14 protein-coding genes are annotated in these 19,791 nt (G+C 46.0%); 3 read left to right on the forward strand and 11 right to left on the reverse strand.

Annotated elements, in window-relative coordinates; all coding sequences use genetic code 11:
• Positions 1-73: 73 nt before the first annotated feature.
• Genes J4N45_RS09185 through J4N45_RS09205 form a run of 5 tightly spaced genes read right to left on the reverse strand, consistent with a single transcriptional unit; the run spans position 74 to position 5,424 of the window.
• Positions 74-2,224, reverse strand: a complete 2,151-nt coding sequence (locus tag J4N45_RS09185) for a glycoside hydrolase family 2 protein (RefSeq protein ID WP_252011043.1) — start codon at positions 2,222-2,224, stop codon at positions 74-76.
• A 10-nt stretch (positions 2,225-2,234) separates the two neighbouring features.
• Entirely contained in the window at positions 2,235-2,690 is a 456-nt protein-coding gene (locus J4N45_RS09190; RefSeq protein WP_252011045.1) for an ATP-binding protein, read from the reverse strand.
• Between the two features lie 12 nt (positions 2,691-2,702).
• Positions 2,703-3,827 (reverse strand): nucleotidyltransferase family protein, encoded by a 1,125-nt coding sequence (locus J4N45_RS09195; protein WP_252011047.1) that lies wholly within the window; start codon positions 3,825-3,827, stop codon positions 2,703-2,705.
• Positions 3,828-3,855: 28 nt separating this feature from the next.
• Positions 3,856-4,188, reverse strand: a complete 333-nt coding sequence (locus J4N45_RS09200) for an STAS domain-containing protein (RefSeq protein ID WP_234495860.1) — start codon at positions 4,186-4,188, stop codon at positions 3,856-3,858.
• Between the two features lie 9 nt (positions 4,189-4,197).
• Positions 4,198-5,424: a fused response regulator/phosphatase gene (locus J4N45_RS09205; protein WP_252011049.1), complete on the reverse strand. Its 1,227-nt coding sequence runs from the start codon at positions 5,422-5,424 to the stop codon at positions 4,198-4,200.
• Between the two features lie 150 nt (positions 5,425-5,574).
• On the opposite strand from J4N45_RS09205, the gene J4N45_RS09210 reads away from it, so the two are divergent.
• Positions 5,575-6,558, forward strand: a complete 984-nt coding sequence (locus J4N45_RS09210) for a hypothetical protein (RefSeq protein WP_252011051.1) — start codon at positions 5,575-5,577, stop codon at positions 6,556-6,558.
• 241 nt (positions 6,559-6,799) lie between these two features.
• Positions 6,800-11,239 (forward strand): beta strand repeat-containing protein, encoded by a 4,440-nt coding sequence (locus J4N45_RS09215; RefSeq protein WP_252011052.1) that lies wholly within the window; start codon positions 6,800-6,802, stop codon positions 11,237-11,239.
• Between the two features lie 133 nt (positions 11,240-11,372).
• On the opposite strand, the gene J4N45_RS09220 is transcribed toward J4N45_RS09215, so the two are convergent.
• From J4N45_RS09220 to J4N45_RS09235, 4 genes are all read right to left on the reverse strand, one after another.
• Positions 11,373-11,627 carry a hypothetical protein gene (locus J4N45_RS09220; protein WP_252011053.1) on the reverse strand — a complete coding sequence of 85 codons (255 nt, stop codon included), beginning with the start codon at positions 11,625-11,627 and terminating at the stop codon, positions 11,373-11,375.
• Positions 11,628-12,932, reverse strand: coding sequence for an HlyD family type I secretion periplasmic adaptor subunit (locus J4N45_RS09225; RefSeq protein WP_252011055.1), 1,305 nt, complete (start codon positions 12,930-12,932; stop codon positions 11,628-11,630).
• Between the two features lie 9 nt (positions 12,933-12,941).
• Positions 12,942-14,642 carry a type I secretion system permease/ATPase gene (locus J4N45_RS09230; protein ID WP_252011056.1) on the reverse strand — a complete coding sequence of 567 codons (1,701 nt, stop codon included), beginning with the start codon at positions 14,640-14,642 and terminating at the stop codon, positions 12,942-12,944.
• A gap of 108 nt (positions 14,643-14,750) precedes the next feature.
• Entirely contained in the window at positions 14,751-15,386 is a 636-nt protein-coding gene (locus J4N45_RS09235) for an ElyC/SanA/YdcF family protein (protein ID WP_252011058.1), read from the reverse strand.
• Positions 15,387-15,622: 236 nt separating this feature from the next.
• Between J4N45_RS09235 and J4N45_RS09240 the strand changes: the two genes are divergently transcribed.
• On the forward strand, positions 15,623-17,041 hold the full coding sequence (locus J4N45_RS09240; RefSeq protein ID WP_252011060.1) for a DUF3131 domain-containing protein: 1,419 nt from the start codon (positions 15,623-15,625) through the stop codon (positions 17,039-17,041).
• A gap of 63 nt (positions 17,042-17,104) precedes the next feature.
• Here the strand turns inward: J4N45_RS09240 and J4N45_RS09245 are convergent, their stop codons facing one another.
• Both J4N45_RS09245 and J4N45_RS09250 read right to left on the reverse strand, forming a co-directional pair.
• The gene (locus J4N45_RS09245; protein ID WP_252011062.1) at positions 17,105-18,274 is read right to left on the reverse strand and encodes a phosphoglycerate dehydrogenase; all 1,170 of its coding nucleotides are present in this window, start codon (positions 18,272-18,274) and stop codon (positions 17,105-17,107) included.
• A 124-nt stretch (positions 18,275-18,398) separates the two neighbouring features.
• On the reverse strand, positions 18,399-19,514 hold the full coding sequence (locus J4N45_RS09250) for a phosphoserine transaminase (RefSeq protein WP_252011064.1): 1,116 nt from the start codon (positions 19,512-19,514) through the stop codon (positions 18,399-18,401).
• Positions 19,515-19,791: the final 277 nt, after the last annotated feature.

Consider the following 19,791-nt stretch of genomic DNA (forward strand, 5'->3'; position numbering starts at 1 on the left):
CCAACTTCCCTATTGAAAAGCTTTTATTCGCTCGTAAATGGCTAGTAAAAATAAAGCCTAACTCACTAGCCCTCTAGTAATCTCCTGGTTGATAGTGATTACTAGAAATGATTTTTCCCGACTCATCGATTAACTCAATCGTGAATTTTTCGCCTAAAAGGTTTTGTTCGATATTGGCAACGAACGACACATTGTTTGCTGCCAGATTTATTCCTTCTCGACGCCAACACGTAGATATTTCCTCAGCCCTATCCGCACATTTGACAGCAAGGGTCACGTTTGACAAATCATCTCTTGAGTCATTGATTACACTGACATTTATAAGCTTAGACGAAGAATCTGGATTTACACTCGCAATGCCCAAAATTGGCTGAAAAGACTCCTTTAGTGCGAAGTACGCTGGTTTTGGGTTTCGCGAATCATCCAAAACCGACCAAGTAATCGAAGGCCAGCTATCAACAAACATAAATTGGTAAATAACAGCGATACCATTATTTTTCTTAAGTCTTAACTGCTCTGCCGCGTATTTATTTACTCTTCTCTGATATTGCTGAGTATTGTCAATATACTCAGTAAGAGATGCACCTAAATTCACTTTAGCGAGGTTTTGAGCCTCATGATGTTGATAGTTTCTGTAAGCGAGTGCCGATAGTTGCTCTTCATTGGGTGGCCACTGGGTATCACCACCCAATATTTCCTTACTAAGAGCTAAATCAGGGAAGGCCTGTGCACCAAATTCGCTGATGATCGGCGGACCCTGAATGTTTCGATAGTCTTTATAGTGCCCCGAGTACCAGCCAAACCAAGGATGTTCATACGTGTAAGATGCCTCTCTCACAACTCGTCCATCTTCAGCTTCATTCAGCGCTTCAAAAACTGTTTGTGTGAGCAATTGATTGTGATTTTTGTCGTAAGACGGATACTTGTATTGCATCCAAGTGGCATCCCATGGCGGTTCATTATGCCCACTCCAAAATGCGATAGATGGATGATTAAATAATTGATTCGTCATCTCTTTGGCCTGCTTACCTGCTTCTGCGGCCGTCGATACCGAATTATCGTATCCCCACTGCAAAGGGAAATCTTGCCAAACGATCAGACCAAGCTGGTCTGCCATCTGATAGAAAGACTTACCTGCGACATGAGCGTGAACACGCACACTGTTAATATTGGCCGCTTTCATCAGTTCGAGGTCTTGGCGATAGTCTTGCTCTGACACCTCGCCAAGCCACTGACTTGCAATATAGTTGGTGCCTCGTACAAAATATTTTTGATGATTGACGTAGAACTGTTTTTCACTTTCAGAGTACTTAAAGCTGCGAAATCCAACTTGTTGGCTAGTTTGATGTGACAACTCTCCATCTGGCGTCCTCACCTCGATAGAGAGATCGTAGAGCGTAGGTGTTCCCCAATCGTAGGGCCACCACAGAGCTCTTTTCATTGTTGGAAGCGACCACTGAATGGTGTTAGCACCGGCAGTTAAATCCGTGCTGATCGTATAAGACTCTCTAACATCACTGACATCATTTGTCGCGGGAGCCAATGAAATATTGATCGTTGCACTTTCGTTAACTGTACTGTCTAGTTGGAGCTCCAAACGCGCACTCGTTTGATTGTCCTCCCTTAACTCTGGTAAAAAGTGCGCTTGCTTTATCGCTATCGAACCCGTGGATTCAATAAAAACATCGCCCCAAATACCGCCTGAGTTAGCGTCTTGTCCACGATCAGACCAGGCGCCACCAGGGCGAGTGTCGTGATGGTTAAGCACTCCCTTGAGCTCTTTTTTGTTCAGGGACCAGTCTTTTACTTTTGGATCATCTTCGCTGGTCACTATTACGGCTAACTGATTAGCACCTGACAGCAAGTGAGAGGTTACCTCGAACTTAAACGCGCCGAAGTACCCTGTGTGACTTCCTAAAGGCACGTTATTTAAAGCAACATCCGCTTGATAGTCCACCGCATCGAAATTGAGCCAGTATCGTTTTTCTGGAGCGGCATCTAGAGAGAAGGATTTCTGATATAGCGCTCTGCCTGAATATTCAACACCCTGCGAATACCAGTTAGATGGAACCTTGATTGAAGCCTCCATCGGTTTTTCAGAATCTAAAAACTCAACGTTCCATTGACCGTTGAGTGAATACCTTTCTAGGAGATAGGCAGGATTGAGCTCACTGACACAGGCAGTGAGAATCAGAACGAAACTGAGCGACGCAAAAGCTCTCATAACTCATCGCCTACGCACTAGACTTACAAGATTTGATGAGTCGAAAGGTATTCTTTTCCCCCTCATGCTCTAGCTCAACGCTATCAACCAGTGCTGCTAAAATAATGAACCCTCTTCCAGACGTCGTCCATGTATCGGGGTCATCTGCATCAGGCTCAATAAAGTCAGCTTCAAGCGCCGAAGCGAATTCATCTTGCGACATACCTTCACCAAAATTGGCAATATCAACAATGATTTTTGAATTCTGGCAGCGACTTACTATTTCAATCGGCTTTCCCTCAGCCTCGTTATAGGCATGTTCATAGGCGTTGTTTACCAGTTCAACCACACACAGTTCTAACTCATCAATCGTATTTCCTTGAATATCCCAACCTGACCAAAATTGTTTCAGGTCGTTAGCCACATCTCGAGATGTGGCTATTGAGCTCATGTAGGTGTTTGAAAATGTGTGGTTATCCGTGTTCATAAATCACATTCCTCACATTTTATTGATCGCATCGGATAAACGATTGAGTGCAGGATGCGGTTTTAGGTTTATCCACGTATCTGAAGATTCGGTATTACCATCGTGACCGATACTAAAGTCACCGAAAATGGTTTGCTCGGAGACTTCAACATCTTTGAGGATCTTGGTGTAATCAAAGATAAGCGAATGCTTAACCGTTGCACCCGATTCAACATGGCAGTTGGCACCGACAAGAGCGGGACCAACTATGGTTGCGCCATCCTCTATGTGACAGCCACTACCGATAACAACAGGTGGAACAATCGTGCAATTTTTCAAATCGATACTGGTATTGATCCCAAGCCAAACGCCTGCTTTGATCTGTGTCCCAGGGACTCGATAACCTGGTACCTTGCCATTTAGGACATCTTCCGTTACCCCCCATATATCCTTAATGTTACCGACATCGAGCCATTGAAAGTTCATGTCCACGGCGTAAAAAGGAACATGTTGCTCCACCAACTTAGGGAATAACTCGCTACCGATATCAAACTCTTGGTCAACTGGAATATAGTCGAAGATTGCAGGCTCAAAGATATAAATACCTGTATTTGCCTGATTAGACAGGGCTTCTTCTTTGGACGGCTTTTCTTGGAAACTACGAACGATGCCTTTGTCGCCAGTGACCACAACGCCATATTTCTCGACCTCATCATCCAACACCTGCTTGGTTATAATGGTCGCAATACCACCATTTTTTTTGTGCTTGCGTACCGCCTCTTTGAGGTCAAGATCGATCCAGGCATCGCCGCAGACAACAACAAAGGTCTCATCAAAAAAGCCCGAGAACTCTTGGATCTTTTTCATCCCACCAGCAGAGCCAAGCGCTTGACTTTCAAACTTGCCATCCTTCAGTTCACCTTCACAGGAATACGACAACTGAACATCAAAGTGATGACCATCTCCAAAATAGCCTTCAATCACCTCAGACAAGTGACTGGTATTAATGACAATTTTGGTAATGTTATGCTGGGCGAACAGCTCAATCATGGACTCCATTACCGGCTTACCTAGTATTGGAATCATAGGTTTGGGTATTTGCTGTGTAATTGGACGAACTCGTGTCCCTTTACCTGCTGCTAATATCATTCCCTTCATCGCTGTCCTCCCTAGCCTTTCTTGTTTGTTAAGCTGACGCTGTCATCGCATCTTCAACCGTATCGAAGGTTTTAACCAAGCGATCCATTCGAGTCAGTTTGAGCAACTCTCTTACTGGTTGGCGTGCACCGACAATCGCTATTTGACGATCTCGTAGCAGTTTATAAACCGCCATTACGGCTCCCAGACCGCTACTATCCATAAACGTTACCGACGATAAGTCGAGAAGCAGATTGGGTTTAATATCAACTTGGATATCTTCAATCGACTGACGGAACATCGGAGCCAGCTTCGCATCGAATCTCGCTTCTTGAACTTCAACAACGGTAAATAAGTCGTTGTTCTTTACTTCATACTTCATATCGCCTTCCTATTGGTTCGGTGTCCATTTGCAGACCAACATACTGATATCATCGTCAAACTCATCATTATGCTGCCACTTCCTGACCGCTGAAACGACAGCGTCTGGTTTATCTTCTAATTCAAGATCGCGACTGTTATCAATTAACAGTTTCAACCTTTCTTCGGTATAAAAATCGTCTTCATATCTGGCTTCGGTAATGCCGTCGGTATAAAGCCATATCTCATCATTAGGTCCGAGAGTAATCGAGTCTTGTTTGTAATCGGCGAAATCAAACATACCCACAACAAAATTCTCGTCCCCCAAAAACTGTGTTGACTCGCTTTCATGCTGATACCAAATAATGGGTGGATGACCTGCCACGCAATAATTCATTTCTCCCGTCTTTCGATTTAGAACGGCGTAGACCATGGTGAAATAGAGCGTATTCGAGTCATCTTGGCTATAAATCTCATTGAGCTTGGTAACAACTTCATCTGCAGAACGAATCTCTCGACCATTTGGAGTATCTTTAAAGACAACCGAATTGGCTCCATTCACCACAGACAAGGTTTGCTGGACTGAAAACGACAATAAGGCAGACGAAACTCCATGCCCTGACACATCGAGTAAATAGAAACCAAGGTGGTTTTCATCAAGTTCAAAATACCCAAGTATGTCCCCCCCAATTTGAGCACTCGGAATGGAGGTATAGTCCATTGCCACTTTCTCAAACACTTTTTTCGTGGGCAGCAACTGCCTTATAAATTCTCCCGCATAATCGAGGTCTTGACGCATTGTTGCGTATGCACTGTCAAGCGCCTGATTCTTCATGAGCAGTTCGTTATGAAGCTGGAGATTTCTAAATCCTGCCCTGATACGCGCATCTAACTCATCAATGGGAGTGTTTTTAGCAACGAAATCATCAGCACCCGCATCGATTCCACAGACAATAGAATCTTTGTCGTCTTGAGAAGATAGGAGCACAAAAAAGATATAGCGGTTGTAGTCATTGGACTTGAGCGCTTTACATAGCTCTACACCATCCATTTCTGGCATCACCCAGTCACTCAAAACAAACTGAATATTTTCACTTTCGTTTAAAACGTCTAAAGCCTCTTGGCCATGTTCAGCGACCGTTACCTTGTAACCGCGCTTTTTCAATAGCGAACTCATGAGAATACGCGTCGTTTTGTTATCCTCAACGAGTAAGATCTCTTGCGTTTCATTTTGCGAGTTAGGTGTCGGCTGTATCATTTTTGAGAAATCGTCTCATCTTTGGAGCAACTATTTACTAGAATAGAATCTATGAACGAAAAAACAAAAAAATTATTGGTTTTCTTCACCTTAGCGACGTTCTATAGTTAATAAGATTCCCAAGGGGTGAATGCAAGGATGCTCAACTCTATGAAAGTAAGTCTTAATATTCCGCTGTTGTTAGTACTACTTTCATCATCAACTCATGCAGATGAGTACCTGTCGAATACAAGGCAACATGCACCTCAACCTAGCTCTCCCAACATTACCACTGGTAATAGCCACGATATAAAAGAGGAAGAAGAAACAGAGCTTGATTTAATTTGGAGGGGTGTTGAAAGTTCATTTGACCTACCCTTTGGCGAATTAAAAGAGAGAGAGGGCCTTTCAGGTCTGAGTGGCAACTTTTCTTTGAATCTACCACTAATCCAAACACCGGCTGCTAACTTACCGTCAGGCGCGGTTAATGGTCCTTCTAATGTGAATTACACCGCTAACCTCTCTCTCAAGTATGTGCTTTTAGGTAACTGGTTCGCTTCAGGCACACTCTACTATTACTTCGACAAAGACCAACAGCAGCCTTGGAACCCCGATTTTACCTACGTTTTCGGTTACAGTGATTGGCGTCCATATACTTTTAGTCTCATCTATTCGAACTATGGGGGTAACCGATTTAACCCAGAGCCGGGGGGCTCGAGAACCCAATTTGATGAGGGCACGGTTTCTCTTGGGTGGAAGTTCCCTATTACAGGAAAGCTTCTCGAATGGACCCGACTGACCGAAGATGGAAGTATTGGCTGTCAAGTGGACTACAACTGGACACCTTCTTATTTTGATTTGGAATCTAGTAGTTATAAAGCGCACCATAGAACTGCATCGCTAGGTTGCAAATACGCAATTTGGGGTAATTGGTACGTAAACGCGACCGCATTCTACTATTTTGACAAGTCCCAGCAACAACCTTGGAACCCTGATTATACCTATGGTTTTGGTTATTTTGATTGGCGTCCCGGTACCATTACTTTGCAATATAATAATTATTCCGGAAATCGCTGGAACCCAAGCAATGCAGGTGAAAATACGGGACGTTTTCTCGATGGCTCTATTATGATCGCATACTCATTCGCATTTTAATCAAAATGATATTCGCGACTAATTCAAATTTATTCTCAAAATAAGAAAGTTATTTATAGAAATAACAATTAACCATCCTCCAAATCAATAAATTCATTAAATTCAATCCCTTAAAATCAGCACTCCTAATTGGCACACATCCTGCTCTTGTCTATGCAACTTGGTTTTGTTGAAAAGTTGTCAAAACCTCCTAAATCACTAACTAACGCTGCTAGTAAAACATGGCTTAAGAGAGGACACCATGGAAGGAACTAAACACGACGACCTAATAACAGGCACAGAGCAAGCTGATAACGTAAACGCAAAGGCTGGTAACGACGAGATACATGCGAAACAAGGCGATGACTTCGTTGCGGGTGGTGAAGGTTCTGACCACATTCAAGCAGGTGACGGCGCAGACGTTGTTCTTGGCGACGTCGAATATGACAACGACAACAATGCAAACCAATCTAACGGTGATAGCAACAACGACAACTGGGGTACAAGTACGTCAGTCTACACATATTCAAGCGGTGAAGCGGGTTCAGACACTAATGTCGATGCTCACGGTGTTCGATTAGGCAATTACATCATCGATCAAACCTGCAATCTTACTGCTAACTTCAACGTTGATGGCAGCTACGACAAAGTCATTGTCACCATCAAAGACGAGTCAGGCGCTGTCGTTCATACCCAAGAGGCTATCGTAGATGAGAATGGCGACATCTCTGTCGATTTTGAGTTCACAGACGAGCAAGTATCAGGCGATGCTCCTCTCTTCTTCTCTCTAGAAGACACCAGTGGCGCTCCGGTATCCGACATCAACACTGTCGACATTCAGGTTCACAACATCTTCAATGACCAAATCTACGGCGGTGCGGGTGACGATATCCTCAAAGGCCAACAGGGTGATGACACCATCTTTGGTGGTACAGGTAACGACTTCCTGGATGGTGACATCAACGACGACCGCCTTTTCGGTGAAGAAGGTGACGACGTTCTAGTTGGCGGTAACGGAAACGACTTCCTTTCTGGTGGCGAAGGTAACGACACGCTGCTAGGTAGCGACGGTAACGACACGCTCAAAGGCGACGCAGGCAACGACACCCTTCTAGGTGAACTCGGTGATGATGTTATCTATGGCGGCGAAGGTAACGATATCGTTATCGGTGATGACGGTACAGATACTCTATATGGCGACGCTGGCGACGACAAAGTATTCGGCGGTAAAGGAGATGATTACCTGGAAGGTGGTGAAGGCGCGGATGAACTCCAAGGTGAAGAAGGTGCCGATACCATCGTGGGTGGTGCGGGTGCAGACTTCGCGATGGGTGGTTCTGGTAACGATACAATCCATGGTGGCGATGATAATGACCTTCTCCTAGGTGGTGACGGCGACGACGTCATGCAGGGTGATGCTGGGGATGACGTGCTTGTCGGTGAGTACGGTAACGACCAACTCGTTGGTGGTGAAGGCAACGATGTACTGATTGGTGACGCTGGTAACGATGTCCTTGTCGGTGGTGCTGGTAATGACGAACTGTACGGTGGCGAAGGTGTCGACACTATGACTGGTGGCGAAGGTGACGACATTATTCACTCAAACCAAGGTGCCGACATTATCGATACAGGCGCAGGTAACGACCAAGTGTACGCTGGTGAAGGCGACGATGTAATCACTACTGGTCAAGGTGATGACCTAGTATTTGGTCAAAGCGGTAACAATGTTATTGATTCTGGTGACGGTGTTGACACTATCTACACCGAAGCGGGCGACGACGTTATTAACTCTGGCGCTGACAACGACACTATCTTTGCTGGAGGCGGTCAAAACCAAATCGACACTGGAACAGGTGACGATACTGTCTACGCAGACAGTGGAGATGATGTAGTAAACGCTGGTCAGGGCAGCGATACCATTTACGCTGGTGATGGTAACAACCAAATTGACGGTGGCGAAGGAAACGACAAGCTATACGCAGGTGCTGGCAATGACAATATTATCGCGGGTACTGGAGATGACGAAGTGTTCGCAGGCGGCGGTGACGACACCATCGAGGCAGGTTTAGGCAATGATGCGATTTTCGCTGGTGGCGGAAACGATACAGTTCTAGGGCAAGAAGGCAATAACAAACTGTTCGGTGAAGGTGGTGACGACACGCTAGTCGCTGGCCTGAATGGAAGCGAGCTATTTGGCGGCTCAGGTAATGATACGCTAACTGGCTCAGATGAAAATGACGTACTTGCAGGTGGCGCGGATAACGACACTCTCATCTCAGGCAAAGGCGATGACACCATATTTGCGGGCTCTGGCACAGATACGGTAGAGACCGGCGAAGGTAATGACACCGTATTTGGTGAAGCTGGCGATAACACCATCAATACGGGTTTAGGTAATGATGCTGTCTATGGTGGTATCGGTACCGACACGGTTAATACTGGTGACGGTAATGATGCAGTATTCGCAGATAAAGGGGATGATGTTGTCAAAGCAGGTATCGGCGATGACCATATCGATGGTGGTGACGGTAATGACGAACTGTATGGTGAAGATGGTAACGACGCTATCTTTGGTGGTGCAGGTAACGACGTACTGGTCGGTGGTGAAGGTTACGACTTCCTAGCAGGCGGTGCCGGCGATGACACCATGACCGATGATGGTCAAGATACCCTACTTGGTGAAGCGGGTAACGACACACTAACTGCAGCCTCAACTGGCTCGCACAACATCTTCGGTGGCTCTGGTAATGACACACTCATCGGTAGTGATGCCTCTGACACTCTATACGGCGGCGATGATGATGACACAATCACTGGTGGTGCAGGTGACGATACACTTTTCGCGGGTGATGGCAAAGATACTGTCAATGCGGGAACGGGTAACGACACTGTCTATGGTGAAGCAGGCAACAATACCATCGACCTTGGCGAAGGTGATGATACCCTATTCGGTGGTTCGGGTAGCGACAATGCCATCGGTGGTCTTGGTAACGATAACCTATCCGGTGGTGGCGGTGCCGATGTTCTATCTGGAGGCGCAGGTGAAGACACGCTAGATGGTGGCGATGGTAACGACCAGTTGTTCGGCGGAGAAGATACCGATGTACTACTTGGTGGTGCAGGCAAAGATACCCTTGATGGCGGTGCTGGTGACGACTTTGTTTACGCTGGCGCTGGTGACGACACCTTAATTGGTGGTGAGGGCGTTGACCAACTCTTTGGCGAATCCGGTAACAATGCGATTGACGGTGGTGCCGGTGATGACATTCTGTTTGGTGGCACAGGCAACGACTCAATTGTGGGTGGTGAAGGCGCTGACTACATCAAGACTGGTGAAGGCAACGATACTGTATCAGGCGGTCTGGGTAATGATGAGATCATAGCTGAAGCAGGCAACAGTACCCTGTCTGGCGATGAAGGCGACGACAGCATCACAGCACTTTCTGGCAACAACACGATAGATGGTGGCGAAGGCGAAGATACCATCGAGTCTGGTGCAGGTCACGATACCATTCGCGGCGGTCTCGGCAACGATACTATCACTTCTTCTGGTGGTAATAACGCGCTTTACGGTGATGAAGGCAACGATGCTATTGCGTCGGGTGCTGGCGACGACCAACTATTCGGTGGTGAAGGTAACGACGCCCTAACCTCTGGTGATGGACACGATAAATTATACGGTGGCGATGGTAACGATACTCTAAACGCCGGAGCTGGTCATGATGTCCTTGAGGGCAACGATGGCGATGACAAACTGTATGGCTATGGCGATAACGACACCCTTGACGGTGGTACGGGCAATGACCAACTGTTTGGCGGCGACGGTGACGACCAACTAACAGGTGGCGAAGGTAATGATAAGCTGAAAGGTGATGCCGGTGTTGACCAGCTGTTTGGCGGCGAGGGTAACGACCGACTTGAAGGTGGTTCTGGTAATGACACCTTATTTGGTCAAGACGGCAACGACACCATGTACGGTCAGTCAGGCGATGACCAAATGTACGGTGAGCTGGGTAACGATAAAATGTATGGTGGCTCAGGTGCTGATAACCTATCTGGTAAAGAAGGTGACGATACTCTAGACGGCGGTAGCAGCAACGACTTCGTCGACGGCGGTGTAGGTAACGACACGCTTCGTGGCGGTTCTGGTGATGACTTGGTCTTTGGTCAAGAAGGTAATGACTCTCTTGATGGTGGTTCTGGTCTCGACCAACTATTTGCGGGTAGCGGTGATGACACCTTAATCTTTGACAGCGAAGAGTTGACTTCTGGTGACGCTAACTCTGTCTACTTCAGCGGTGGTGAAGGCTTCGACGTACTGGTAGTCGGCAATGATGGTGATGGACAAACCATCGACATGTCAAAGACTGCTTTCCAAGAGATTGAGGGGGTCAAAGTGAACTCTACTGACACTGATATCTCAATTTCTCTAGACAAGATTGTTGTTAACGACACAGCAGGCGAAGCAAACGGTCAGTTTGTGTGTACAGGCGCTAACTCTATCGACCTTACTGGTTGGGGATGGGAGCTTAAGAGCACAGTCGCCGAAATGGACCAAGGTCTTAAAGATGCCTACGAAGCTCAAAACCTTGATACCTCAAATCTATATGGTTACAAACTTGAAAGTGCAGATGGCAAAGAAGTCACTATCTGGAGTGACCTAGACCAAGACAGCATTAACTTCCCATCTGATATTGCTTAATTCCTTTCCTTGTTTTCTTGACTGTTTGCCCTCCTATTGGAGGGCTTTTTTTCACTTTCACTAAGGATTACTATCCAAAAAAATGCCCTCGTTTACGAGGGCATTCTCAAGAGAGGGTAGTATTTCGCTGAGTCTAGTTCAAACAACCATATACCTTCTCGTGGCAGACTTGGCAGTGGTACGAATGGCGGTGAGTCTTCTGTCCACAATGAGGACACGGTAGCATCCGTTTGTCCTTACTAAATAGCATGACAACTAACCCAATAGGACCTAATACATAACCCAATAGCACACCCGCTATAAAGCGCCCTTTTAATGCTCCGACTATGCTGGTCGCCACTAAAAATGACGCGTAGAACATAAGCCAAAAAAACGTCTCTGATTCCATCTATACTTCCCTCATCGCGCGATAATAACTGACGCTTAGCGGCGCGGTCAGGTAATCCCATAATGTACGCTCTTCGAGCACAATGAAGACCTCTGTTTGCATACCAGGGTACAGTTCAATGTGCTTTAGGTTCTTAAGGCTGTCACCATTTAGCTTGATTTGAACGGTATATCCTGCCGTTTTACCATCACTCTCATCACCTAGCCTATCTGCGGCGATGTAAGTCACCTCGCCTTCAACAGGTGGCGTCTTACGAATGTTGTAAGCCGTCAACCTAACCTTAGCATTCTGCCCAATCCTCACTACGTCAATGTCTTGCGGTGGAACTAGAGCTTCTACAATAAGTTCATCGCTATCCGGAACAATTTGCATGATGACGTCGCCAGGATTCACCACCATACCAACACCCGCAATACCCAACCCAACTACGGTTCCAGCATGCTCAGCTCGGATTGTGACACGAGAGCGTACGTCAGAGGCTGCGCGCAGAGCCTCACTAACATCTCGTGCCTCTTTTTGAGTATCAGTAAGTGAAGCGGAATAGGTTTGCTTAAGCGCTAACTGCTCCGCTTTATGAGTTTGCTCAAGCGTTTTTAGTTGTCGCATTCCCACCTCGGTTTCTGCCGTGACCTCTGCCAGTTCGGCATCGATGCGAGCTAACGCCCTTTGAAGCTCTAACATCCTAGTTTTAGAAACATATCCTTTGTCCACTAATCCCTTGGTCATATCAATTTCTTGTTTAACCAAAGACAACTGACGTTTTACTGCTCGCTGTTGAAAAGTGCCGCCTCGTATTTGTTCATCAAGTAGTGCTTTTTTCTGTAAATACTGACCTTCCGCAAGCTCATTCTTAAGCAGCGCTTGCTGAAACTGAACTTGTTCATTACTAATGATGTTGGCAACCACTTGGGTTTTATCAACGGTATCGACCGTTGAATTCGGATCATCATAAGTCCAATCTACTGTCTGCTGTTCATCCAGTAGTGCGCGTAGACGTCTAATTTGATAATCCAATGAAATCGATTTTAAGGTCAGGCGTTGAAAGTCTGCTTCCGCTCTCGAGTTGGATAGCTCCACCAGCACATCCCCTTGCTCGACATGCTGTCCTTCCCTCACATAGATTTGCTTAACATACCCACCCTCTAGGTGCTGTACTTGTTTACGCTTTGACTCAACAACAACTACCCCACGAGCGATAGACGCCGAACTGAGCTCTACCGACGTACTCCACCATATAAAACCCACGGTTGTCACAAGAGTAAGAATGATGCCGTTGCGAATGACTTTTGACGTATCGAATACCATCACTACCCCCTAGCCTGCACTGCGTGTTTGCGGCTTGCTTGCCTTGTTATCGGTATCGACATCTGAACTTAAGCCCAAGAACTGCTCGCTCTTGCCTGCTCTTTCCACCTTGCCGTCTTTCAGCAAAATGACCCAGTCCATCTGACGCATAAAGCCCGGACGGTGACTTATCATCACCACAGTAATGTCATTTTCTTTGCAATGCTGGAGCACAATAGCTAGCGCCACCTCACCTTCAGGATCGAGGTTTGAGTTTGGCTCGTCTAACACCAACACCTTAGGGTTCGAAAAAATAGCGCGAGCCAGTCCTATACGCTGCATTTGTCCGCCCGAGAGTTGAACGCCCCCTTCTCCGCAATACGTCTGATAACCATCAGGGAGAGAGATTATCAACTCATGGATACACGCGAGTTTCGCGGCCGCGACTACATCTTCATCTTTGGCATCGCTAAAGCGGGCTATGTTATCCCTTACCGTTCCAGCCAAGAGACCTACATGCTGAGGTAGGTAGCCCACATGCTCGCCAAATTGAACCTCAGACCATTGGCTCACTGCTGCTCCGTCGACTTCTATCATGCCAACACTTGGTTGATAGATGCCCATGATGAGTTTCGCGAGTGTTGATTTTCCTGAGCCAGAGTTACCTAATATAGCGAGAGATTGTCCGCCACCCAGTTTGAAGCTGATGTTTTGTAATATCGGCTCGTTGGCATTGGGAAGCTTAAGGCCCACGTTTTTGAAATGAATATGCCCTTTCGGTCGAGGAAGCCTGGTTTTTTCCACTGGCGCTTTCAAACTCTGAGCTGAGTTCAATCGCTGCCATGCCTTGAATGCAACATACCATGATTTCCATCCACCGACGGCTTGTTCAAAAGGTGAAAGTACTCGACCCATAATGATTGAAGCAGCGATAATAGCGCCAGTACCTAGCTGTTGGTTCAATACCAGATACACCCCAACAGATAGAACCGCAACTTGAAGAATGGTTCGAAAGTAGCGGCTAACGGCCAACACCTTACCCGCGCGAGAGTTGACCTCCCATTGATAGGCTAAGAGCTTCTCGCTTTTCTTTTCCCAAACTTTACCGATGTTGTCTGACATGCCCATTGCATTCAGTGTTGGAGCATTCCTCAGATAATCATTGAGCTCCATGTTGGTTCTGTTGGAGTACAAGCTAGATTCTTCATTGGGCTTTCGAGATTGAAGCAACATGACAAATGCCAACATCACGAAGATGACACTGCCTATCAGAGCGACAGTGCCGATATAGGGATGGAGCATAAATAGTATGAGGAGAAAGAATGGCGTCCAGGGTATGTCGAAGATGGCAGAAGTCGAAGGTGTCACTAAGAAGTTTCTGATCTCAGATAGATCATGCAGACCTTGCTTCTCAATTCTGTTGGTTTGTGAGGATTGAGCAATACTTCGAGCTAAAAGAATACCACTCAGTTTTGAGTCTAACTTCAACCCAGACTTCTGAAGCAACTCAGTGCGGATATACTCAAGAGCGAACTGTGCAGTCACCAAGAACAGTACAATCGCGAGCAAAGCGAACATAGTCTCGAGACTGTAGCTTGATAAAACACGGTCAAAGAGTTGAAGACCATAGATTGGCAGAGAAAGAACCAGAAAATTGATTGCTAAACTAAACCAACCCGCAACCCATATTTCTCTTTTGGTCTCGTTAAAAGCCTCAGTGATGCGTTCCATGCAATACCTATAAACCCAGTCATAACGTTATAAAAGGAAGTATAGTAATCAAGTCGCACAATTCGAGTTTAATTTCGGCATTAAAACAAGATGTTAGAGCTCCATAGCTTATGCGAGCTGAAGCTCTTTACTGATCTCGTAGCCAGTAGCAAAACAGCGGTTACTTTCTTTTAGTACCCAGTTGATTGGATTACGCACCCAAGGCTGTGGATCATTTTTTGGAAAGCTCTGTACCGTCCTTAATCCAACCACGTTTAAACCAGCTTGTTCGCAGGTCTCGATACAACGCTTCGCATGCCAAGATTGTGCGACGACAATGACATTGCGACCAACGGAATGCTCCAAAGCGACTCTCGCGACGTCCGCTGTTGTTTGGTAGTCATCATTTCGAATCACATTGATGTTTGTCACTTTATCTAATGCGTGTACCGCAACTTCTTGTTGTAAGTGTGCGTCTAGAAACGCATTGTTTTTCATGAGTGACACACTAACATCGGCAAGTTCTTTGTTCACATCTTCACTATCGCCAAACGAAAAAGCGATAATCCCGTGAGCTTTTAACGGGTCGCCAAAATCGGTATGGGTGAGTTCATTTGAATGTAGGTAGTCTTCAAGGCGTGCTTTTTGGGTATCGTCGAGGCGATAATCAGCAACGCTTTTATCTAAGAAGTGATGAAGTTTAAATGCAGAATCTCTGACAAGAATATTCTCTGAACGGGTGAGCGATTGAATGAAATTTCGCATAGGAGCACCTTATTGACTTCGAAGCCCTGCCTATCCGTTGACCCATTACAGTCCGTTGACGCCAACATCTTAGCAAAACTTAACGCAGAATGACATTTATTTGTACGTTTTTTATACACACCTAATATTGCGATTTTTCGAAGATTTGATGTAAGCCAGATTAATTATTCTCGAAATACATAAACCATGTATTATCATTAGTTTAGGATTGCCAATGACCAAGGATGAAGCGAACTGTGAGTATACACAAAGTGATGTTGCCCCTACTGGGTTGTATACTTAGCGTTCAAGTGATTGCTTCTGAAGAGGCGTCGCCAAGTTTTTATGGCGGACGAGGTATGACTCAAGGAGAGGCAACTGGCCCAAAAAGTGAGATAGAGTTTCAGCGCCGAGCGATAGCTCCATCGATCATCGTCGAAGCGAATGGCGAACCTCTCAACGAATTTGAGTCGTCGTCTGTCCTCCCGATAAATGAAGTTACCCCAAAAAAAATAACCCTCGACCTCTCGCGGTTAGATCGCAATGACTGGCTATTAGCAAAAAAGTCGAAGCACTACTTTGATCGTAACTATCACCCAGAGACCGGACTTTGGGATTCGGTACAAGGCTATCATCACGCCACGATGTGGGATGTAGCCAGTGGCATCGCAGCAACCATTGCGGCCTATGACTTAGAACTCGCATCGCGTGAAGTTACAAAGGACACCCTAACGCTGACGCTAAATACACTCGCCGAACTTCCTCTCTACAAAAACACCCTACCCAATAGAGAGTACAGCACCGAGTCTGGCCTACCTTCAGGCAGTTATTCTGAATCCGATAGCAATGGCAATGGCTGGTCGGCACTCGACATTGGCCGTTTACTTATCTGGCTCAAAGTGACACAAGAAAGATTTCCGGACCTAAGCCGAGACATTGAAAAAATACTACAGCGATGGTCGATCGAAAAAGCCGTAAAAGATGGCAACTTGTTTGGAACCAAGCTTTACCAAGGTAAAGAGTATTATCGTCAAGAAGGGCGTTTAGGATACCTACAATACGCCGCTCAAGGCTTTGTGTTGTTTGGTTATGATTTGGATGAGAGTTTCAGTTGGAACCACATTGAAGCGGTAGAAGTCGACAATCAAAAGCTACTTATCGATCAGCGAAACCTCCCCTATTTCACCACTGATCCTTATGTTCTTCTTGCGATTGAAATCGGTAATCTGAATGCTTGGTGGAATCAGCTAGACACTCTTTATGAACTTCATAAAAGTGAGTCTGCCTTATCTGGGAAGCTCAAGGTCTATGCAGAAGATGCGATGAATAAAAGCCCTTGGTTTGCTTACAACAACGTCTATTACTATGGAAAGCCATGGATAAGCGTTAGCCCAGGAGGAAAACCCATTGAAAACCCTCAGATTTTCAGTAACAAAGTGGGGTTTGGACTTAGCGTAATCTTTGAAGATGAATTCGCCGCTACGCTAACCGAGACTGTGCTTAATTCCAGTTTAAGCTCACGCAGTATACCTACAGGTATCTACGAAAATGGCGGTACCAATACGGCTTACAACATCAATACTAACTCGCTTGTACTTACCGCACTCTGGTATAAGGCTTTAGGGAAGAACTCGATTTATGACTTTGTCACCAATGATTCACTGGTGACCCAATAAACGGGTCACCAACCTAGTCATTGTTATACGAAGGTGCTAGCAATCCTCGCAAATAACTGACAATCACAGCGCCCTAACGTTGAATACGTGCTCCACCCCACTGATTGCAGATAGAAGCTCCGCGTTGGGCTCTTGCTCGATATCCAGTATTGTATACGCCACTTCATCCCGACTCTTGTTGAGCATATCAAGTACGTTGATATTGAGATCCGCAAGTAAAGAAAGAACCGTACCAAGCACTTTAGGAACGTTGTCGTTGGCAAACGTGATTCGGTAGCCCTCGGCGCGTTCTAATGTGATCTGAGGAAAGTTAACCGAGTTGGTAATATTGCCGTTTTCGAGGAAATCTATAAGCTGCATGGCTCCCATCACCGCGCAGTTTTCTTCTGCTTCTGCCGTAGACGCGCCGATGTGTGGCATGAGAATAACGCCTTCTCTGCCGATTAAAGACGGGGTTGGAAAATCCGTCACATACTGGCCTACTTGACCATTTTCTAGTGCCGTTACCACGGCGTCAGTATCGACAATCTCTTTGCGAGCAAAGTTAAGTAGTACCAGACCCGGCTTAGCGGATGCGAGCAGTTCACTGCTGATAAGTCCGATGGTCGCCGGAAGTGCTGGAACATGAACCGTAACAAAATCACACTTACTGATTAGCGACTGCAAGTTCTCCGCTCGCTGGATACGACTTGAAAGGCGCCATGCTGCCTCAACACTGAGCGCCGAGTCAAAACCGATGACCTCCATACCCAAGTCAATAGCGGTATTCGCGACAGACGCACCAATCGCTCCAAGACCAATAACGCCCAGCGTTTTACCTTTGATTTCCGATCCTGAGAAGCGTTTCTTCTCTTTCTCCAGTAGTTTGTCCATCGCAGCAGCATCAGAAAGTTCGGTAAGCGACTGGGAGTACTGCATCCCACCAAAAACATCGCGCGCCGAGAGTAACAACCCTGTTAATACTAACTCCTTTACAGCATTCGCATTAGCGCCAGGTGTGTTGAATACCACAATGCCATTTTCTGTGCAGGCTTGAATCGGAATATTATTCACCCCAGCTCCACAGCGAGCGATGGCTTTTACGCTCGGAGCTATGGGTTCTTCATGCAGTTTTTGACTTCTCAGAAGAATTGCATCCGGCGCACTAAACTCGCTTGAGACTTCGTATTGATCACGTGAAAACTTATCGAGTCCTTTATTAGCAATCGCGTTGTAGGTTTTTATTTGTTTCATTATTGGTTCCACTTTAAGTTGAAAATCCTTTTCTACCCATCAGTGCACTTTATTCGTCCCAATGCTGGCTTTTTTATGTTGCGCCAGAGACAACAAAGCACCTGATAAGCAGGTGCTTTGTTCTTTATTTAGTGACTTCTGCGTAAGCCCAATCCAGCCACGGCAACAATGCTTCTAAGTCTGTTGCCTCGACGGTCGCTCCCGCCCATATCCTCAAACCAGCGGGGGCATCACGATAAGCACCGATATCAAACGCAACTTGCTCTTCATCAAGAAGCTTAATCATGGCTTTAACCTGCTCTTCCGTCGCATCTAAGGTTAAGCACACACTGGTATTTGAGCGCTGCTCCGGCTTCTTCGCTAAGAAGTGAATCCAGTCGCGAGAATCAACAAAGTTCGTTAACACGGCTAAGTTCGCTTGAGATTTCTCTATTGCCACGTCGACCCCGCCTAAACCATCCACCCAATCTAGAGCGTCTATGTAATCCACTACACACAGCATTGAAGGAGTATTAATGGTCGCCCCTTTGAAAATGCCTTCGATCAGCTTACCGCCTTTCGTCATTCGGAAGATCTTCGGCAGTGGCCAAGATGGTGTGTAACTTTCTAGACGCTCAACCGCTTTTGGACTTAAAACAATCACGCCATGACCACCCTCTCCACCAAGTACTTTCTGCCAGCTGTAAGTCACAACATCCAGCTTCTCCCAAGGCATATCCATTGCAAATACTGCCGAAGTCGCGTCACAAATAGTCAGTCCTTCACGCTCATCACTGATCCAATCACCGTTAGGGACTTTCACACCAGAGGTAGTACCGTTCCACGTAAACACCGCATCATGACTTGGATTAGCCTGAGAGAGATCCGGCAACTCGCCGTATTCCGCTAGATAGCTATTTACCTCATCCAACTTTAGCTGCTTAGTGATATCGGTTAACCAACCAGAACCGAACGACTCCCAATGAAATACATCAACAGGTCGCACGCCTAGCATTGACCACATCACCATCTCCATTGCACCGGTATCTGAACCTGCCACAATACCGACGCGATAGTCGTCCGGGATGCCTAAAATCGCCTTAGTCTTGTCGATAGACTCAGCTAAAACGGCTTTGCCAAGTGAGGAACGGTGGCTACGCCCCAAAGATGCCGTATCGAGATTCGATAGTTGATAGCCTGGGCGCTTGCTACAAGGTCCTGAAGAGAAGTTAGGATTGCTTGGTTTAATTATGGGTTTCATGGGCTTCCTGCCTAAAAATGAATAACTATTCAAAAGATTGTCACAAACACACCAGTTAAGGCAAGCCCCCTGATCATCGACTTGCAGGTTTTGAGAGCTAGTGACGAATATCAGTCTAATAAACAGTTCAGAACATGGAATATTTTGGCGGTAATTTCGTCATATTTTTGTAATTTATTAGTACAAATATATTTTAATAACTAACAGTTTATTTGAATTGTAAAAACCTATTCAAAATCACACTTAAATTGCTATTTTAATTAATTAAATTGATCTT

The sequence above is a fragment of the Vibrio sp. SCSIO 43140 genome (assembly GCF_023716585.1).
Lineage (GTDB): Bacteria > Pseudomonadota > Gammaproteobacteria > Enterobacterales > Vibrionaceae > Vibrio > Vibrio maritimus_B.

Bases quoted from the DNA above. Each gene is read 5' to 3' on its own strand.
- J4N45_RS09250 (WP_252011064.1), bottom strand. From the start codon at position 19,514: ATGAAACCCATAATTAAACCAAGCAATCCTAACTTCTCTTCAGGACCT.
- J4N45_RS09235 (WP_252011058.1), bottom strand. From the start codon at position 15,386: ATGCGAAATTTCATTCAATCGCTCACCCGTTCAGAGAATATTCTTGTC.
- J4N45_RS09225 (WP_252011055.1), bottom strand. From the start codon at position 12,932: ATGGTATTCGATACGTCAAAAGTCATTCGCAACGGCATCATTCTTACT.
- J4N45_RS09205 (WP_252011049.1), bottom strand. From the start codon at position 5,424: ATGATACAGCCGACACCTAACTCGCAAAATGAAACGCAAGAGATCTTA.
- J4N45_RS09200 (WP_234495860.1), bottom strand. From the start codon at position 4,188: ATGAAGTATGAAGTAAAGAACAACGACTTATTTACCGTTGTTGAAGTT.
- J4N45_RS09245 (WP_252011062.1), bottom strand. From the start codon at position 18,274: ATGAAACAAATAAAAACCTACAACGCGATTGCTAATAAAGGACTCGAT.
- J4N45_RS09195 (WP_252011047.1), bottom strand. From the start codon at position 3,827: ATGAAGGGAATGATATTAGCAGCAGGTAAAGGGACACGAGTTCGTCCA.
- J4N45_RS09220 (WP_252011053.1), bottom strand. From the start codon at position 11,627: ATGGAATCAGAGACGTTTTTTTGGCTTATGTTCTACGCGTCATTTTTA.
- J4N45_RS09185 (WP_252011043.1), bottom strand. From the start codon at position 2,224: ATGAGAGCTTTTGCGTCGCTCAGTTTCGTTCTGATTCTCACTGCCTGT.
- J4N45_RS09210 (WP_252011051.1), top strand. From the start codon at position 5,575: ATGAAAGTAAGTCTTAATATTCCGCTGTTGTTAGTACTACTTTCATCA.
- J4N45_RS09190 (WP_252011045.1), bottom strand. From the start codon at position 2,690: ATGAACACGGATAACCACACATTTTCAAACACCTACATGAGCTCAATA.
- J4N45_RS09230 (WP_252011056.1), bottom strand. From the start codon at position 14,642: ATGGAACGCATCACTGAGGCTTTTAACGAGACCAAAAGAGAAATATGG.
- J4N45_RS09215 (WP_252011052.1), top strand. From the start codon at position 6,800: ATGGAAGGAACTAAACACGACGACCTAATAACAGGCACAGAGCAAGCT.